16 protein-coding genes are annotated in these 17,249 nt (G+C 32.3%); 1 reads left to right on the top strand and 15 read right to left on the bottom strand.

Annotated features, from left to right (window positions below; translation table 11 throughout):
• Positions 1-21: 21 nt before the first annotated feature.
• From AW729_RS08470 to AW729_RS08430, 9 genes are all read right to left on the bottom strand, one after another.
• The gene (locus AW729_RS08470) at positions 22-729 is read right to left on the bottom strand and encodes a hypothetical protein (RefSeq protein ID WP_112124704.1); all 708 of its coding nucleotides are present in this window, start codon (positions 727-729) and stop codon (positions 22-24) included.
• Positions 716-1,552 (bottom strand): prephenate dehydratase, encoded by an 837-nt coding sequence (gene pheA, locus AW729_RS08465; RefSeq protein ID WP_112124703.1) that lies wholly within the window; start codon positions 1,550-1,552, stop codon positions 716-718. Before pheA ends, AW729_RS08470 begins: the two co-directional genes overlap by 14 nt.
• A 131-nt stretch (positions 1,553-1,683) precedes the next feature.
• Positions 1,684-2,508, bottom strand: a complete 825-nt coding sequence (locus AW729_RS08460; RefSeq protein WP_112124702.1) for a CBS domain-containing protein — start codon at positions 2,506-2,508, stop codon at positions 1,684-1,686.
• Between the two features lie 98 nt (positions 2,509-2,606).
• Positions 2,607-3,548 carry a CBS domain-containing protein gene (locus AW729_RS08455; protein WP_112124701.1) on the bottom strand — a complete coding sequence of 314 codons (942 nt, stop codon included), beginning with the start codon at positions 3,546-3,548 and terminating at the stop codon, positions 2,607-2,609.
• 45 nt (positions 3,549-3,593) lie between these two features.
• Positions 3,594-4,172, bottom strand: a complete 579-nt coding sequence (locus AW729_RS08450; protein WP_112124700.1) for a cyclic nucleotide-binding/CBS domain-containing protein — start codon at positions 4,170-4,172, stop codon at positions 3,594-3,596.
• Between the two features lie 420 nt (positions 4,173-4,592).
• Complete coding sequence (locus tag AW729_RS08445) at positions 4,593-8,807, bottom strand: C1 family peptidase (RefSeq protein WP_112124699.1); 4,215 nt, start codon at positions 8,805-8,807, stop codon at positions 4,593-4,595.
• A gap of 213 nt (positions 8,808-9,020) precedes the next feature.
• Entirely contained in the window at positions 9,021-9,683 is a 663-nt protein-coding gene (locus AW729_RS08440; protein ID WP_257791427.1) for a 7-carboxy-7-deazaguanine synthase QueE, read from the bottom strand.
• Between the two features lie 64 nt (positions 9,684-9,747).
• Positions 9,748-10,239: a 6-carboxytetrahydropterin synthase gene (locus AW729_RS08435; protein WP_335645351.1), complete on the bottom strand. Its 492-nt coding sequence runs from the start codon at positions 10,237-10,239 to the stop codon at positions 9,748-9,750.
• 9 nt (positions 10,240-10,248) lie between these two features.
• Complete coding sequence (locus AW729_RS08430; protein WP_394339557.1) at positions 10,249-10,812, bottom strand: DUF366 family protein; 564 nt, start codon at positions 10,810-10,812, stop codon at positions 10,249-10,251.
• A 100-nt stretch (positions 10,813-10,912) separates the two neighbouring features.
• On the opposite strand from AW729_RS08430, the gene AW729_RS08425 reads away from it, so the two are divergent.
• A complete protein-coding gene (locus AW729_RS08425; RefSeq protein WP_112124696.1) occupies positions 10,913-11,956 on the top strand; it encodes a nucleotidyltransferase domain-containing protein in 1,044 nt (347 codons plus the stop codon).
• A gap of 35 nt (positions 11,957-11,991) precedes the next feature.
• Here AW729_RS08425 and AW729_RS08420 read toward each other — a convergent pair whose 3' ends face one another.
• From AW729_RS08420 to AW729_RS08395, 6 genes are all read right to left on the bottom strand, one after another.
• Entirely contained in the window at positions 11,992-12,642 is a 651-nt protein-coding gene (locus AW729_RS08420) for a DUF5612 domain-containing protein (protein ID WP_112124695.1), read from the bottom strand.
• Between the two features lie 1,008 nt (positions 12,643-13,650).
• Positions 13,651-13,863 carry a hypothetical protein gene (locus tag AW729_RS08415; RefSeq protein ID WP_112124694.1) on the bottom strand — a complete coding sequence of 71 codons (213 nt, stop codon included), beginning with the start codon at positions 13,861-13,863 and terminating at the stop codon, positions 13,651-13,653.
• Between the two features lie 18 nt (positions 13,864-13,881).
• Positions 13,882-14,079, bottom strand: a complete 198-nt coding sequence (locus AW729_RS08410) for a hypothetical protein (protein ID WP_112124693.1) — start codon at positions 14,077-14,079, stop codon at positions 13,882-13,884.
• A gap of 137 nt (positions 14,080-14,216) precedes the next feature.
• The gene (feoB, locus tag AW729_RS08405; RefSeq protein ID WP_112124692.1) at positions 14,217-16,241 is read right to left on the bottom strand and encodes a ferrous iron transport protein B; all 2,025 of its coding nucleotides are present in this window, start codon (positions 16,239-16,241) and stop codon (positions 14,217-14,219) included.
• Between the two features lie 220 nt (positions 16,242-16,461).
• On the bottom strand, positions 16,462-16,686 hold the full coding sequence (locus AW729_RS08400; RefSeq protein WP_112124691.1) for a FeoA domain-containing protein: 225 nt from the start codon (positions 16,684-16,686) through the stop codon (positions 16,462-16,464).
• Positions 16,687-16,962: 276 nt separating this feature from the next.
• A complete protein-coding gene (locus tag AW729_RS08395; RefSeq protein ID WP_112124690.1) occupies positions 16,963-17,229 on the bottom strand; it encodes an energy-converting hydrogenase B subunit P in 267 nt (88 codons plus the stop codon).
• Positions 17,230-17,249: the final 20 nt, after the last annotated feature.

The following is a 17,249-nucleotide window of genomic DNA, read 5'->3' as shown; positions in this document are numbered from 1 at the left end:
TTAAATTAATTGTTAAATCAATTATCTCGAATTACTAGAGCTGCTTGAACCAGATGATCCACTTGATGATCTGGAGTTACCGGAACCGCTTGAACTTCTTGAGTTAGATGAACTACCAGAACCGCTTGAACCGGATGAACTGTCCGAGCTTGATGAACTTGAACTTGATGTCGAATTTTTCTTGTATGTATTTGTTGATTTTTTGGTTGTTTTCTTGGTATTGGTTGATGTCATATTATTATTTTGTTGAGTTAAATTTTTTGCCTGTTCTAATGTGGTGTTGGAAACAAATGCTGAGTCCGATACGGTTATATTTGAAATTACTTCCTGATGATGGGATTGCAATGCAGTCATTCCGGCGGCTATCCCTATGGTAAATGCCACCAATACAAACACCAATAGAAGCATTCCCTTAGTCTTGCCACTTAATGAGCTTGATGCCTCCTTCTGTGCATCAATATTTTCTTGTTTGGCATACTTGTCTACAAAATCATCGTATAATTCTTCTTTGATTGCTTTTTTCTCTGCAATGTTTGATGGCTTGAATCCTTTTCTTTCTTGAAGTTTGGAAACTGCCTCCCTATTACCTAACTTTCTTTCATATCTGATTCTTAATGTATCATATTCCTCTAAGGTAATATATCCTTCATCTTTTTGTCTTTCTAAATCCTCTAATTTTTGTTCTATTTTTCGCCGAGAGCTTCCTGGTCCTATTTTAATTCCCCCCAACTGTTATTTGATGATATGAACCCAATATCTTGAAGAAGTCAACCTTCCTTCTAACGTCCTGCAATGCATTGGCAATCTTGGATTCATTTCTATGACCTTCCATGTCAATAAAAAACAAGTATTTGCCCATTCCCCTTTTGGATGGTCGGGACTCTATTTTCGTAAGATTAATAGAATCCCTGGCAAATATTGATAAAACCTCATATAATCCCCCTGGTTTATCACCATGCAACGAGATGATAATTGATGTCTTATCATTTGAGGTTATCTGCAGGTCATCTTCATGAGATATTAATGCGAATCTAGTAACATTATTGTCATAATCCTGTATTTGTTCATCCAATATCTCAAGATTATATTTCTGGGATAGCATTTTATTTCCTATAACGGCGGCATTTGATAATTCACATACATATCTTGCAGCATCGGCCGTACTTGATGTTGCACGAACTTGTTTACTGGTTTTATGTATGTATATCCTGCACTGTGCTATGGCTTGCGGATGTGAACAGATGAGTTTAACGTCATCGATTGTCACTCCCTTTTGTACCAATAGATAATGATGTATGGGAAGTAAGAATTCACCCTTTATCTTAAGATTATAATGCATAAGTGCATCTAATGTGACCATCACCGATCCTTCGGTTGAATTTTCAATTGGAACTACTGCTTCATCGATTTCATCATTAGTCAATGCTTCGAAGATGCTGATAATATTGTCAAAAGCCAATAAGTTGTCTTTTGAACCGGTTATTTTTATAGTTGCCTCATTGGAAAATGTCCCCTCGGGACCAAGATAACCAACTTGTTTATTATTAATCATTATATAATTATATGTTTACATAAAATTAATATCTTTTTGTGAAAAAATAGATTTAAAATGAATATGAAAAAAAGTTCTGTTAATATAAAATGTTTAAAAGTCAAATGTTAAAAAAATAGTAAAATGGAAATTTAGTAATTTCCACGTTTTCTACTATAATTGTATATATATTTAAGTATATCTGATTTAGATACTATACCATGTACCTTATTTTTCTCATCGGCTATTGGCATTCCACTAAATTCTTTTTCAACCATTACTTTAGCTACGTCAGATATTGTGTCGTTTTGGTCTGCTGTTTCAATAGTCTGGGACATGATTTCCTGTACAAATAAGTTTCTTATCTGTGAATGCTGATATTTTTCCGGTACACGTTTTTTAAAGTCAATGATAGTTTTAGCTAAATCTTTAACTGTTAAAATACCTATAATAACTCCGGCATTTACTACAACCAAACGTCTTATACCGTGGTCCAACATTAATCTTCTAGCGTGGACATATCTATCGTCAGGACTTACAGTTACGACCCTTTTTGTCATAATTTCCTTAATTGCTACTTCATTATATGGTTGTTTGTCTAAGTCTTTTAAGAAGTCTGTTTTTGTCACCATACCAACAATTTTATCTTCATCCATGATTGGTACTCCACCAATATGATTATCTACCATTGTTTTAAGAACTGACAATTTAGAATCGGATGTTTTTGCTGTGATGACATCGTGCGTCATTATTGTAGAAATCCTTATGTGTGATAATGGTAAAGATTCATATTTTGATGATGATGTTTTAGTTGCAATGTCTACATCAGTAACTATACCTACCAATTCTCCGGTTTTGGCTGAAACTGCAGGCAATCTGGAAATTTTATGTTTACTCATGAGTTTTACTGCATCTAATACTGTTTGATCTTTGCGTACTGTTACAATATCTTTTGCCATTATTTTATCTATTGTCATTATAATCGACTCCTTGTGTTTTTTTGAGTACACTTATTATTTATCTATGACTTATAATAAATACCTATAGTCAAGATAATATTCTCATTTGTAAAATTTTATTCAATAATTGATTTTAATAAATCCCTAATTGTTATTATACCGATTAATGTATTTTTATCATCATCAACTACTGGTACTCCACGTATATTGTTTTCCATCATTAAAGTTGCAACTGTTCCTAATTTGTCATATTTTGATACTGTTATTAAATCGGTTACCATCAATTCGTCTACTGTTGTATTTACTACGTCTTCACCTTCATTGGAGAATAGTTTAGCGAATAACTTGTGTTCTCCTATGTATTTTAGTATGTCTGATGCTGTTACGAATCCTAATAATTTTTCCTCTTTGGATTGTGAATTTGCATCTTCACCTACAATAGGTACCCTTCTTAATGAGTTTCTTACCATAATCTTGGCGATACCTTCAATAGGTGTACCTGGTGTTGTTGTTATTAATTTTGTAGCCATTACTTCCTGGACTTCAACATTTGATATTAATTTATGTAGTTTATCTACAATATCTCCTTCAGTTACCATTCCAACAATTTTGTTTTCTGAATTTACTACTGGGAATCCACCGATATCCTCTTCTAACATTAATGTGGCGGCGTCAACTATGGTGTCTTTGTTGGTCATTGTTTTTACGCCGGTTGTCATTATTTCCTTAATTGGTGCGTTAATAGCGGATAAGAAGTTACCTTGATGTTTTTGTGTTATTAAATTGTATTTTTTTCCTCCTCCGAAGAAGTCAAGAATATCCATTGTCGTTACTATTCCAATTAGTTTTCCACTACCAGGATCTGTTATTGGTACTCTTCTGAAGTCTTTTTTACTCATTAAGTTTGCTATTTCGATTATGGATGCACTTTGAGATGCTGTTACAACATCTTTAAAAGCTATTTCCATAATATCTCCATCAGTGTCTGCTTTTTTAGTTATTTGTAAGTTTGCTGGATTTCCGATTGTGTTTATTTTATTGATTAATTTATTTCGCATAATTTCCTCTCCTGTTATTTGTTATCGTATTATTTTGAATGGTTTTTAGTCTTCATCTGATTCATCTATACAACCAGAACATAAAAACTGACCGTCAACCTCTTCTAGTTGATCATAGACTCCACATTTTTCACATACACCCTCATCCAAGTTTTCGTCATAGTTTATTTTATAGTTAACATCATCTGAATAAGTGCTTTCGTCAATACTGCTTTGTTCGACAAATAATTCAATTAATTCGGGTGAAACTCTAACTACATCGGTTTGTGAAACGATACCCTTTAATTGTTTATCTTCCATCACCAATACTAGTTTAGAATTGTTTTTTAACATTATTGATGAAGCTTCAATTAAGGAAGCATTTAATCCAATACTAATATAATCCGTCATTATCATATCGGCCGTAATATCCTTTGGTGCAATATTTTTTGATACGACCTTAGAGATTATACTGCTACTAGTCACTATTCCTACAACTTCATCATCTAGTATAACCACCGAACTTATATCATTTTCAGTCATTATTTTTGCTATTTCAGAAACCGTGGTGTTACTAGTAGCTGTAATGACATTATAGGTCATAGCATCCTTTATTCCAATGCTATCCTTCATATCTACATCCATATTACCAACTCCGTATATTATTAAAAATATAATAACCTAATTATTAATTTAAACTTCCTAATATAATATTTATTACAATAACATTATAAGATTTACTATTGATAAATGTAAATTATCCTCAAGAAAACAAAAAGAATATGAATGGATAAGGATAAATTTAATCAATTGGATTAAAGCAAATACTACCAGAAACAAGATATCCTATGATATACATATGATCTTTTCTATAAATCAAATTATAAAAAGAAGATAGGAATAGTTATTTTTGATTGAAAAAATTTAAACTACTTTAAATTGTAATATGAGACATTGCAGTGGAGAATCATTAATTTAGGTGAGAATTCCGTTTAAAGAGGAGTATTGTAAGATAAAATAAAGAAAAAATTAGTTTGAAAAAATAAGGGTAATGAGGAATATCCTCTAAAGTACGGTCAATGTCTTAGTATCTTCCAGTCTTGGATAGTCCGAGGATATTAAAACCGCCGTAATTGTATAGTTTTTGGCATTCATGGAATCAGGTAGGGTATAGTTAACGGCGACACTTCCGTTTACTACTTTGGCATATATCACCTTACCGTTTTCATCCTTTATCGTTTTACCATTGATTTTGAATACTATCTTTCCATTGTTTATGTTATTGTCACCGTCATTTATCCAAGCCTTCAATGTTATCTGACCGGATTTGTTGGCAGTGATATCCTCACATCTAAGTTCCGGCGTTAATGGATTGATTGTTATGGTAGATTCATTTTTAGATGAATCGTATTTGTTTGAACCGGAGTATGTTATCTGAACAGTTAAATTAGCGTTTGTAGTATTACTTGCTATAGTATATTGAGTTGATACTATTCCATCCCTCACTTTTACATAGATTACCTTGCCATTAACATCTTTTAGTGTTTTACCATTAATTTTGAAGACCACCTTACCGTTTTCAATGTTGGAACCTGCTTCATCAGTTATCCTAGCAGTCAACGTCACGGTTTCCCCCGGATTTGCAACGATATCCTCCATTTGAATTATGACTTCATGCTTTTTAACCGTTAATGAGGTTGTGTTTTCTGTTAGCAGTTGATTATCCTTATCAAAGTAGGTTACGCTTAGCACATCATCATAATAATCATCGAATGTAAGCGTGATTGTGGCCAGTCCATCAATTACATCTGCTTGACCCAGGCTATTACCATACACATCATTAAATACCACATATCCACCTGTTAATCTTTCATTGTCCTGATTGGTAACATTAAGTGATATTGATATAGGGGTGTTGATATATGCAGTTATATTATCAATTTCCAATCGTATTTCCCTAATTGGATTGAATTCCAATGATTTTGTAATGTTCAATCCCTTATATGATAATATGGTATCCAATGTAACATTGTTTCCGGTTAGGGTGTCCTTGTAATAGATTAATTCAACGCTTGAGTCATTTGCCGTCAAATCCGTGAATATTATGTTATCCTCAGAATCCTTAATAAATTCCCCGTTTATTTTATAGTACAGTTTTGCATCAGAATCCAAATTGGTTATATCAGTTTTTATATTGATGCTTCTTAAATCCACATCTACGTTTGTGTCAAATTCCGCCACATCCATGGTGTATACCTTTATAGGTGCTACCGTATCCTGACTTTTTAAGTTTTCATACTGAAATCCCGTATAACTTATGAATGATTTGGGATTAGAGTAGGCTATTGGATATTCATTATCATGTAACGGCACATAAATGTTACCATCCCCGATGTTTTGCTTAATGCGGATGACCACCATTACCTCATCATTTTTCTTTACACGATAGAAGTTATCCAGTTGTATTGTTTGATAACCAGGCTGGGTTAACTTAGCGGATTTTGTTGTAACGAGGTTATTGTTTATATAGACTTTCATTTCATATTCCGAATCATCAATAAAGTATGTTCCGACGGCAGATATTACCTCATCTTTTTGGATGGTATATGAGTTGTTTATCCAGTATTGACCATCGGTATCCCCTAATGTATAGACGTAAACCACACTGTCGTATTGATAGATGTTGGAGTAATTATAACTGTTGTCACAGTCTATTACAAAGTTTAATGAGTTATAATCACCGACATATGGGATGTTGCCTATTACACTATCATAATATGAAACATATTGATAACCGTTATTTCCAGTATTTTCTCCCCATGAATTTTTTATAATGAATGCACCATTTCCAGGAGCATTAGGTGAGAAATTAGTTCTGCTGTACGTATCATCCCATCCTACAATACAAACGGCATGTGTTGATTGATTAACGCCGACATTATACTGGTTTAATGAACTACTTAATTTTACACCGGTATACATGGCACCGTATTTCATTATAGCTTCCTTGATTTTATCGTTGTCCGTGAAATTATTACGTGCAGGTATGAAATATATATTCTGTACCCTGATTAGCGGTTCGAATATGTTGGAGATGTGGGATTGTGTGTTGTATTCATCCAGATTTTCCAGTACAGGACCATATCCACTGGCCATATAACCAACGGGTTCCATGTCATATCCTCCATCATTGGGCTCCAAACCGGATAAGCCCAGAATTGAATATTTCTTAAACATGTTTTTTACATTGTTTTCAGATAAATCATAGGTCATATTGGTTAATTTCTTTAAGGCCGATTCCATTACTCCAACTGCTGCAAATGATACACAGCTACCCGCTGATCCCTGTGACTTTACAGGAGTAAGTAAATCCAAGTCCAAAAGATTATATTTGGATGGCAATGTTGTGGAGTTAATTGTCTCTTTAGTTAATGTTGGAAGTATTGTTTCATTTTGAGTGTAATTCTTTGATTGAACCACCAAATGAGAGATTACACTTGCAGTATCATACTTCGTATTTCCCATATACGTTAAGTTGATGATGTATTCTCCCGGAGTTAAGTCGGATATTGGATAGTACAATCTTGTTTTTTGTTTGGCAGTCAACTTTGAGGTATAGTTGTTTAATGTTAAGTTAAACGTACCTGATATGTCCTTATTGGCAGTTATTGTAAGGTTAATGCTGCTTTCGTTTGTAATGTAATCATCCATTAGAAGGGATGGGATTATTTTACTGTTTAATTGCATATACTGATTATCTATTCTTGCATAAAGCGTTGAATCACCGGAATATCCATTAGTTACGCTTGTTGATATATCCATCACTTCATTATCAAATTCACCGCTTTCTGAGGAAAATATCACTTTTCTTGTTGGTATTGGATTTTGAAGAGTGTTTTGACCGGATAATTGATTGATGGATACCGTTAGATTTAGTTTATCCGTTTGTGTTGACGTATTATTTTTAAATGTCATCAATACCCATGTATCTGGGATATAACCTCCCGTTAATTTAAAGAAATCCGGATTATTCACTCCCCACCAGTTCTCATCAAGGATGTAACTTTTCGGATATGCCATTGATATTAATGAATTGTTTAAACAGTTGTCTACAATACAGTTATTTTTAATATGAACCGTATTGTTATATGTGTATATGGCTGATGCCGACTGGGCGGTGTTGTTTTCAAATACGGAATAGGTAACGTTTAAATCGGATTGCATTACATAAACCGCTCCACCGTATCGGGCACCGTTTGAAATGAATGACGAATTGTTTATAACTGTTTTTCCTTCGCTAAGATGAATGATTGCTCCACCATAATACAGTGCGGTGTTATTGATAAATCTTGTATTACCACTGGTGATGTTGGATTTAAGAGCATATACGGAGGATCCGAAACTTGCATTATTTCTTGTGTATGTTGATGAATTGACTGTTAGTTTAGAATTTAATGCATAGATTGCCGCCCCACTGAATGCATTGTTATCATTGAATTCTGATGAATCAACCGTTAAATTGGATCTTGTTAGATATATTGCCCCACCGTAATTAGCCGTATTGTTGTCGAATTTACAATTGTTTAAGTTGATGGTGGAATATGATGCGTAGATGCTTGCCCCATAATCCTTACGATAATTATTCGCGAAACTGCAGTTTATGAAATTTAATGTTGAACTGCTTGCATATATACTGCTGGATGAATCCAATTGCGTATCTTTAAAGTTAATGTTTGAAATATTGACGGTTGTTGAATATATATTGAATATCTGTGTATTGTTATTACCAGAGATTGTAATGTTTTTATTTTCTTCTCCGATGATGTTTAATGAGTTTATGTTCGTTGAATATCTGCTTAGAGATAACGTTGATGTCAAGTTGTATGTATCTGTAAACGAATCAGTTATCAGATATATTGTTCCGCCGTCGGCAACGTTATTGAGGGCATTGTTTAATGTTGTAGGATTTTGTCTGTCTTCACCCGTATTTGATTGGCTTGCCCCGGAATTAACATAAACTGTTTGTAGCTTTGTATCATCCTTTATGTTTTTATCTTTTTTACTACTTTGCATGCCTGTCTGAATGTCATTATCGTTTATTTCATTTAGCAGAGTCATTTGATTATCTGATGTATCAGCAACATTCTCATTAATCATTGATGAAGATTCATCCGTTATGAATGTACTTGATGAGTCGTTTGCTGTTACAATACCTGATAAGAAAATGACGCATATCAACAATGTGATAAATAACATTATGCTCTTATTTAGTTTTTTCATGATATTTCCCTCTTATATTAATTATTTATAAGACTAGTAATTCTTATCAAATAATATTATTTATGATTTAAGTTATAATAATATTTTTTAAAAATTATTGGATTTGTCAAAAAGGTAAGTCATGAAATTGTAACGTTTAATAATTAATATTCATCGAAAAAAAAAGCGATGGTCAAATCTAAAAAATATTTAAAAAGAGGAAAGTGGTATGAATCAATCGATTTGCATGTACTTATGAATCTGAGGAATGATTGATACGGGATAATACTTACCCACAAGTTCGGATATTTCAAACAGGTGTGTCTTATCAGTCCATTTTTCCATAGGACTTACAGGTTGAATGACCAGCAATATGTCATCTGATTGAATTTTTGTTAAGTCATCAAGTATTTTTTGGATAACCTCCAAAGGCGTATCATCACTTACGACAATCTTAAGATAATAATCCATATTCTCTTTTTGCATAATCCTGATTGATTCCAACTCATTTAAATACACCTGTTTCCACTGTAATTGATCATCAAAATGTTCGGGTAATTTTATATCCATAGAGACTATGCTGATTACATCCTTCAATAGCAGTAGATTATCAGGCAGTGTTGCATTTGTCTCAAGCATTGCCGGATATGGATATGTGTTTAAGAATTCCTTAATATATTCCGCATGAACAAGCGGTTCTCCACCGGTTATTTCCAATGAATGGAAATCTTCGGTCATTAAAGATTGAATCTCATCATTCAACTGTTCATAAGAATAAGACTTGCCCGTATCGAAGGATTTGCTCTCCAAGGTATCACAGTACTTACAGTCAATATTGCATCCTGCAAATCGTATGAATATCTGTCGTTTACCTATGAATTTTCCTTCTCCCTGTATACTTGAAAATATTTCACTAATATTGACCGTGATAGTAAAACCTCCCCATTTATTAAAGAAATAATTAAAGTTCTATGTATTTACGATATGAAGCACCCTGTCCTATTCCCTCATTGACTTGTACTTCGATGTAATTTAAAGTGTCCTTATCCTCCAGTTCATCAACGATCTTTTCGGTGATGTATGTGGATAAAGATTCTGCAGTTGTGGATTCTATTGGAAGCAGTACTACATCCTGTTTTGGTAGCTTATATTCCAGACAGTCAAGTACAGTGAACTCTATTGAATTGTCATCCTCAAACGTTACGTTTAAATCAGGACTGTCATATGGTATTAGCACCCTATGATCGAGTGATTTGCATATTTTTCGTGTGATGTCCTTTAATACCTTGAAGTCTATTACAAATCCGAATTGTCCGGTACGTTTACCCTCTATTTCAACATCCACTATGTAACTGTGTCCATGTATCTTTCCACAGGACTGGTGTCCTATTACCATGTGTGCTGCTGAAAAACGTAAGTTCGTGTGTATTCCATCTAAATTTATTTTCATCATATTAATCACCTAAAATACTTTTGTCTTTGTTATGTCCTTTTCAATATCATCCATGAAATGAATGTATTCATTTGCTATTTTATCCTGTAAGGCAGATAATTCATTCATATCCATATTATCCTCCAGTGCTGAGGTTTCCACATCATCCGGTGTTCCCTGTGTAGTGATGTTTAATGCAAAATGTATCTTCATTGAACTTATTGATGCCGATGCTATTGATACGGATAACTTCTTATTGTCTATGAATATGTCATCCCCGTCTTGAGTTGTATCCACAGAATAATCCTTTAGGATGTCTCTTGTTATCATAACAAGCAATCGCTGCCTATGATATATTAGGCGTAGGTTACCCGGCTGTTCATCAAAGTGTTCTACTATAAAGTGTAACATCTTATTTCCCTTAATATCCAATCCTACATCTTCATAGTCTATAAGGTTGTCTGATTGAATATCCATGGGGCCAACCCATGAGACTATTGTTGAATCTTTAACTGCAAATTCCCTAAAAGCCCATGATGGATTTATTTGGCTTCCATCATATTTGTTGCCATCATTCCATTTTAAATACTGCATCATATCCATTCCATAAATTTTCATATTAACTTATATCTTTAATCACATAATAATTTAATGGATAATGGACATAGATTAAACTAAGATATGAGGGGTTATCATGAAGGTCAATACAAGATTTTATTTAAAAACTAGGGACAATCTATTTTTTGCGGCAAACAGCTATAATCATCCGAAAACCCATTATATTGCATTTTTGAGATATGTGCCGTGTGATGATGGAGATAGAGTTTTGGATGGTGTTAGATATAAAAAGGTTAACAGCAATGAGGCATATGATTATTTAAAAAGGAATCATCCTGATTATTTATTCGAGTGGAATATAATCAATAAAAAAATGATGGGTGTTTTAAAGGAGGATGTCGTTGAAGTATATGATCCTATTCTAGGATTGAAAAAAATCAGGGAAAACAGAAACAAATCATCCCTTTATGAGAAGATTTGTTTATTGTCTGATACATTTCATGATTGTGCAGGCATTGCTTATGAAAATATGGGTGTTACCGGTTCTTCATTGATTGGTCTTGAAAATGAAACATCGGATATTGATTTTATAGTATTCGGACTGGATGAACATAGAAGGGCAATTGAATTTTATTCAAATGCAAAGAATGATAAAAATGTATGCTTGGATGCTATTGGGGATGATTATTGGGAATTTGTTTATAATAAGCGTATAAAGGATGATTCCATGAGTTTTAATGAATTCAAATGGTATGAATCACGTAAGAATAATAGGGGAGTTATTAATAATACATTGTTTGATATTTTATTAAACAGAAAAGAGGATGAAATTGATATCGAGGAGAATGTCAGCATTAATCAATTGGAAAAGATTAGGATAAAATGTGACATAATTAATGATTCACTTTCTTATGACAATCCAGCTACATATACAATAAGCAATGTTGAATTTTTAGAAGGTAGACCCAGAAATATTGAAAGTATAATATCATTTACTCATACTTATACGGGAATTGTAAAGAATAATGAAAGGGTTATTGCTTCTGGTGTATGTGAAGAATATCTGTATAAAGACTCCGGTATAAAAATATACAAATTAATAATAGGCACTACCCGTGAATCAATAAATGAATACATAAAATTAGAAAAATGCCCGGTTAACGAAAAAAAGAAATCCTAGAAAAAAGTGAAAAAAAATCAGCAAAAACAAATGGATTATAAAACTTCATCAACCCTATCAATGTCAAACTTGGCAGTATTGGCAACGGTCATTACTGCCATGACTCCTGCCTGAACAGGATCAGTTACGACCAAATCAGCATAATTCCTCACGGAACCGACCATATTCAAACTGATAATCTTTATATCACTATGCTGTTTGATTTCCTTGATGGAATCGACAATCGTACCGCCCATCAATGAACCGGCAAGAACCAATACGCCGACACGTGGAAGGGACAATACAGCCCTTACTGCCTCGGTTAACTTCTTTTCACCGACAATTGGTAATGTATCGACACTTATTCTTTCGCCACGGATATTATGACGATCGGCTTCTGTTATTGCACCTAATGCAACTTGTGATATTTGGGCACCCCCACCGATAATGATGATTCTTTTTCCCCAGATTTTATCCATTGATGGTGATTTTTTAACGCTCAACACTTCATCAATACATTCGATATCTTTAACTAATAAATCGAAATCATCAACATCTTCTACTTCTATATATGTTGAAGCATATTCTGAAGATTCCCTATATACTTGAGTATAGACTATATTAACGTTTCTTTTAGCAATAAAACTGGTTAGTTTACTTAAAACACCCGGTTTTTCTATTGCTTTTATATTCATTGCATTGGTCATTGTTACATCCTTTCAAAGATAATATATAATTGAGTTCTAATAATAAGTTTAAGGGATATACTATATAAAATTTTTTTCAAAAAGAAAATCAAGAAAAACTTAGCAAAAAATAAATTATTTAAATTAAAGTTGATAAAAAAAATTGGTAAGTAAAAAATTATTTAACAACTATAAAGTAATCTTTATATACTACCCCTTACATAATAAGTAGTAGTGGTAAAAAGTACCACCCGCATATTATCAAAATGGGTATTGTTACTTACCCTGGAAATTAAAGTAAAATGAAAAAATCCCATTTCACCACATAAATGATAATATTGACAATACCCTTTAATCCCATGATAAATATGCAATCACACATCTTTAATCTTTTTTTACCCTTTTTATAGTTTTTAGAATTATTTAATTATAAAGAAAAATTATCCTTAACATTTTGATAACCATCAACCTTGATTCTTAACAACCAGAAAGATAAATTAACCGATATCTTACATGACAAACATTAAACATCAAAAAATGAGGATAAAAAAATTACCTGTTTAGCTTGCCTACAATGTGGCGATAAAGCCCATTACCATAAATCCAACGATTATACTAATTAAAGTAGCCATGCCACTTTCTCCCAGAAATCCTTTTAGAGATATGCCGTAATCCCACCAATAAACAAACAAGCTATTCCATTCATATTATCATACCCCTATTTTTAAATTATCAAAAAATTATAGTTTAAATCTAGAATATATTAATTAATTAATGTTTATTATATCCGAAGGAATATATAACAAAAGCAAAGAAATTAGTTTAAAAGTAAGATATTTAAAGATAATCTGTTTAAAAAACAGATAAAAAACAATAAAACATGTAGGCAATAAAGGGAGAGTTATGAATTAAAAAGTGTGAAAAATTTAAAAAATGTTATAAAAAAGTTACTAAAGTAAATTAAAGCGTTGAAAGTAATATTAGAAATAAAATTAGAAATAAAACTATTAAGAATAAATAAATATAGTATTAATTAGTATCCATTCTTAATTTGTTAATTAATTTACCAAAAAAACCCATTTCCTCTTCAGTCTTAGGCCTTCTGGCAACGTTTGATTTGACTCTTACGTCATAACCACAGTTTGGACATAGTACCTTATCGGATCCACAACCACAATTACATTCAAGTAATTCCTCTTTTGTTTCATCAAATTCATGTCCACATAATCTACAAATAGCCATGTATATACCTCATTTGATTTATATTCGTAATGATGATTTGATTTTGTTCATTATATTTGAATTATTTTTAGGTCTTAATTCTCTTGGTACCGGAGTATCATATCCACAATTTGGACATTTGACATTTTGTCCCCCACATCCACCAAAAGCACAATTACATTCACATTTGGATGCCTCTTCTAAGTCAAATTTACATCCACATAACATGCATTGCATTATAATTCCTCCATTATTAATTAGTAAAGATATTTATTTTTTTGATTTTATTTTAACTTTTTTGGTATTTATTCCAATAATCATAATATTTCCCTCCTATAATCTAAAAAAGAGAAAGATAGGTATGTTTATTATACCTATACATATGGTGAATTAGGCCCTAATATGAGTAATCCACCTTGATATATTATTAATGCCACTACATATCCTATTATGAAACACATTCCCCATGAGAGAATTGTCCATTTCCATGAGTTTGTTTCCTGTTTAACAGTACCGAAGTGTGCTGCACATGGACCACTTAATAAACAGAACATCATGAATGACAATGCTGACAGTGGAGTAAATAGTACAGGTAATACTGCTTCCAATCCACTTTCACCTACACCAAATAATGTTCCGAATGTACTTACAACGGTTTCCTTAGCAAGTAAACCTGTTACGAATGCTACCGCTGCTTGCCAGAATCCGAATCCTAATGGTGCAAATATAGGTGCTATTATACTACCGAACATACCAAGGACACTGTTAATTGATGCTTCTTCAACACCAGGTGGTAAGTTACTTAAAATCCATACAAGTACACAAACACCCAAAATTATTGTTCCTGCCTTTTTAATGAAAAGGGAACCTCTCTCCCACATGTGCAATAGGGAACTTTTAAGTGTTGGAATTCTGTACGGTGGCAGTTCCATGATAAATGGTGCTGAATCATCCTTGAATACTGTACATTTAAGTACTTTTGCAACTATGACTGATACAATCATTCCCACTATGTATAATCCGAATGTCACTACACTCTGTTGTATTGGATCAGCAAAGAATACTGATGTAAACAATGCATATATTGGAATTCTTGCACTACAAGAAATGAAAGGTAATGCGAGTATTGTTGAGATTCTATCACTTTCATTTGCTAATGTTCTTGTAGCCATAACCCCTGTTACATTACAACCAATTCCCAATATTAATGGAATAAATGCCTTACCAGATAATCCCATGAATTTATACATTAACCTATCTATAACAAATGCTGCTCTAGCTAAATATCCACAATCTTCTATTAAACTTAGTAAGAAGAACAATATGAATATGATAGGAACAAATGTTAATACAGAACCTACTCCACCGATTACACCTTTGACTAGTAATGAGGATATTAAACCTTCTCCGAAGAATCCTAATAACCAGTCACCCAATAATCCGAATAGATAATCAATGAAGTCCTGGTATGGGGCTCCGATTTTGAATGTAATGAAAAATACAAAGAATATGATAAATAAGAATATTGGAATTCCAATGAATCTATTAGTTACTACTTTATCAATTTTATCTGTAAGTGTTTCATTTTCACCTGATGGTTTTTTGACACATTTTTTCATTATATTGTCAATTTCTGCATATCTTGCGTCAATAAATACATCATCAATTTTATCGTCAAATTCAGTTTCTAATTGTTTACGGATTTCTGTTAATTTTCTTAAGTTTTCCTTGTCTGGAGATGCTTCTGCCAAGTCTAGTGCTTCATCATCTGCTTCAAGTAATTTAACAGCTACCCATGAATCAGGTGCTGAACCCATCTTTAGATTTGGGAATAATTTTTTGACTTCTTCTATCTGATCATCTAATTCAATACCATAGGACAAGTCTTTTGAGTTGTCAGTTGGTTTTTTAGTAGTCTCGATGGTTCTTTTGATTAATTCATCAATTCCATCTGCTTCTCTTGCATCTACAACTACTACAGGTATTCCCAATGTTTTTTCTAATTTTTTAAGATCGATTTCAAACCCTACATCTTCAGCATAGTTTAACATGTTTACACATAAAACTGTATTAGCACCAGTTTCCATGATTTGTAATGTTAGGTATAAGTTTCTTTGAATATTTTCCGCGTCAATGATGTTTATAACAGCATCGTTTGGTTCATGAATTATTGCATCACGTGAAACTATTTCTTCTACTGAATATGGGGTTAAACTATAGTTACCTGGAAGATCTATTACTTCGATTTCGTTTCCATCGAATTTGAAACTACCAGATTTACGTTCTACTGTTTTACCGGGCCAGTTTCCAACGTGTTGTTTCATACCCGTTAGATGATTGAACAGGGTACTTTTTCCTACGTTCGGATTACCGGCGAGTAAAAATTTTAGTTTCGCCATATTATACCTCTTCGTCTATTAATTTAGGCTTGCCTAAATTAAGTTTTGTGAATATTTTTTATTAATTTTAAAGTCATCATTTGAAAAAACCAAATGAATTTTTTACTAGATAACTAGTATCCGATAAGCAAAAACCTATAAAAGGTCAATAAAATGAATAGATTATATTCATAATTTAAATCATTGCATATGATATAAATTAAAATATAAAAGATTTGAACTATTGTAACTCAATTGCTTGAGCTTCTTCTTTTCTTAGAGCTAATGAAAATCCCTGAATACGGATTTCAACTGGATAACCTAATGGTGCTCTTCTTTCTAATTTTATAGCAGTACCATTAATTAAACCCATTTCTCTAAGGTGTTTTCCAAGAGATCCATGTACTCTGTGTTTTTTAACTATACCAGATTCTCCTGGTTGTAAATCATCTACAGTTCTTGCCATAATTTATTCCTCCGAAATTAACTTTATTATATGATTTTTGCAAATCAAGAAAAATTTTAAACATTTGTTAATTAGGTTAATTATAAATATAATTTTTAGTTGTACCTAATTATATAATAATAAGTTCTTCTTAGTATATAAAGTTTAGGTATATCAAAATTCAAAATCAAAAAAGTCCATGAAATTTTATCAGGATAAAATATAATTTAGTTATTATTAAAAAAATATTTAAAAAAAAGAATGAAGTTAATCTAAAAAAGATTAACTATTCGTAACTTATTGAGCTAATTGTTTTCTTTCTTCATCTAATTTATGTTTAGCCATTTGGAATTGAACTAAGAAATCATCATCATCATTTAGTGGAATAATCTCCAAACCTAACTTCTTATGATCTTCAATCCATCCATCATTAAGGACAGGAACTTCAAGTTTAATAGGTTCGTCAGAATGATTGACAACGATTAAATTTCTGAAGGAAGTTCTTAATTCTACAATATAACCTGCTAAGCTAATAATATGATGAGCTCTTAAAACTATTTTCATTTAATCACCTTTAATTATAA

This window comes from Methanosphaera sp. BMS, from assembly GCF_003268005.1.
In the GTDB taxonomy this organism is placed as follows: Archaea; Methanobacteriota; Methanobacteria; order Methanobacteriales; family Methanobacteriaceae; genus Methanosphaera.
This window is presented reverse-complemented; position numbering and strand designations above follow the sequence as displayed.

Bases quoted from the DNA above. Each gene is read 5' to 3' on its own strand.
- AW729_RS08445 (WP_112124699.1), bottom strand. From the start codon at position 8,807: ATGAAAAAACTAAATAAGAGCATAATGTTATTTATCACATTGTTGATA.
- AW729_RS08420 (WP_112124695.1), bottom strand. From the start codon at position 12,642: ATGACCAATGCAATGAATATAAAAGCAATAGAAAAACCGGGTGTTTTA.
- AW729_RS08415 (WP_112124694.1), bottom strand. From the start codon at position 13,863: ATGGCTATTTGTAGATTATGTGGACATGAATTTGATGAAACAAAAGAG.
- AW729_RS08395 (WP_112124690.1), bottom strand. From the start codon at position 17,229: ATGAAAATAGTTTTAAGAGCTCATCATATTATTAGCTTAGCAGGTTAT.
- AW729_RS08460 (WP_112124702.1), bottom strand. From the start codon at position 2,508: ATGACAATAGATAAAATAATGGCAAAAGATATTGTAACAGTACGCAAA.
- AW729_RS08430 (WP_394339557.1), bottom strand. From the start codon at position 10,812: ATGCAGTATTTAAAATGGAATGATGGCAACAAATATGATGGAAGCCAA.
- AW729_RS08435 (WP_335645351.1), bottom strand. From the start codon at position 10,239: ATGATGAAAATAAATTTAGATGGAATACACACGAACTTACGTTTTTCA.
- AW729_RS08400 (WP_112124691.1), bottom strand. From the start codon at position 16,686: ATGGCAAGAACTGTAGATGATTTACAACCAGGAGAATCTGGTATAGTT.
- feoB (WP_112124692.1), bottom strand. From the start codon at position 16,241: ATGGCGAAACTAAAATTTTTACTCGCCGGTAATCCGAACGTAGGAAAA.
- AW729_RS08425 (WP_112124696.1), top strand. From the start codon at position 10,913: ATGAAGGTCAATACAAGATTTTATTTAAAAACTAGGGACAATCTATTT.
- AW729_RS08450 (WP_112124700.1), bottom strand. From the start codon at position 4,172: ATGGATGTAGATATGAAGGATAGCATTGGAATAAAGGATGCTATGACC.
- AW729_RS08410 (WP_112124693.1), bottom strand. From the start codon at position 14,079: ATGCAATGCATGTTATGTGGATGTAAATTTGACTTAGAAGAGGCATCC.
- pheA (WP_112124703.1), bottom strand. From the start codon at position 1,552: ATGATTAATAATAAACAAGTTGGTTATCTTGGTCCCGAGGGGACATTT.
- AW729_RS08455 (WP_112124701.1), bottom strand. From the start codon at position 3,548: ATGCGAAATAAATTAATCAATAAAATAAACACAATCGGAAATCCAGCA.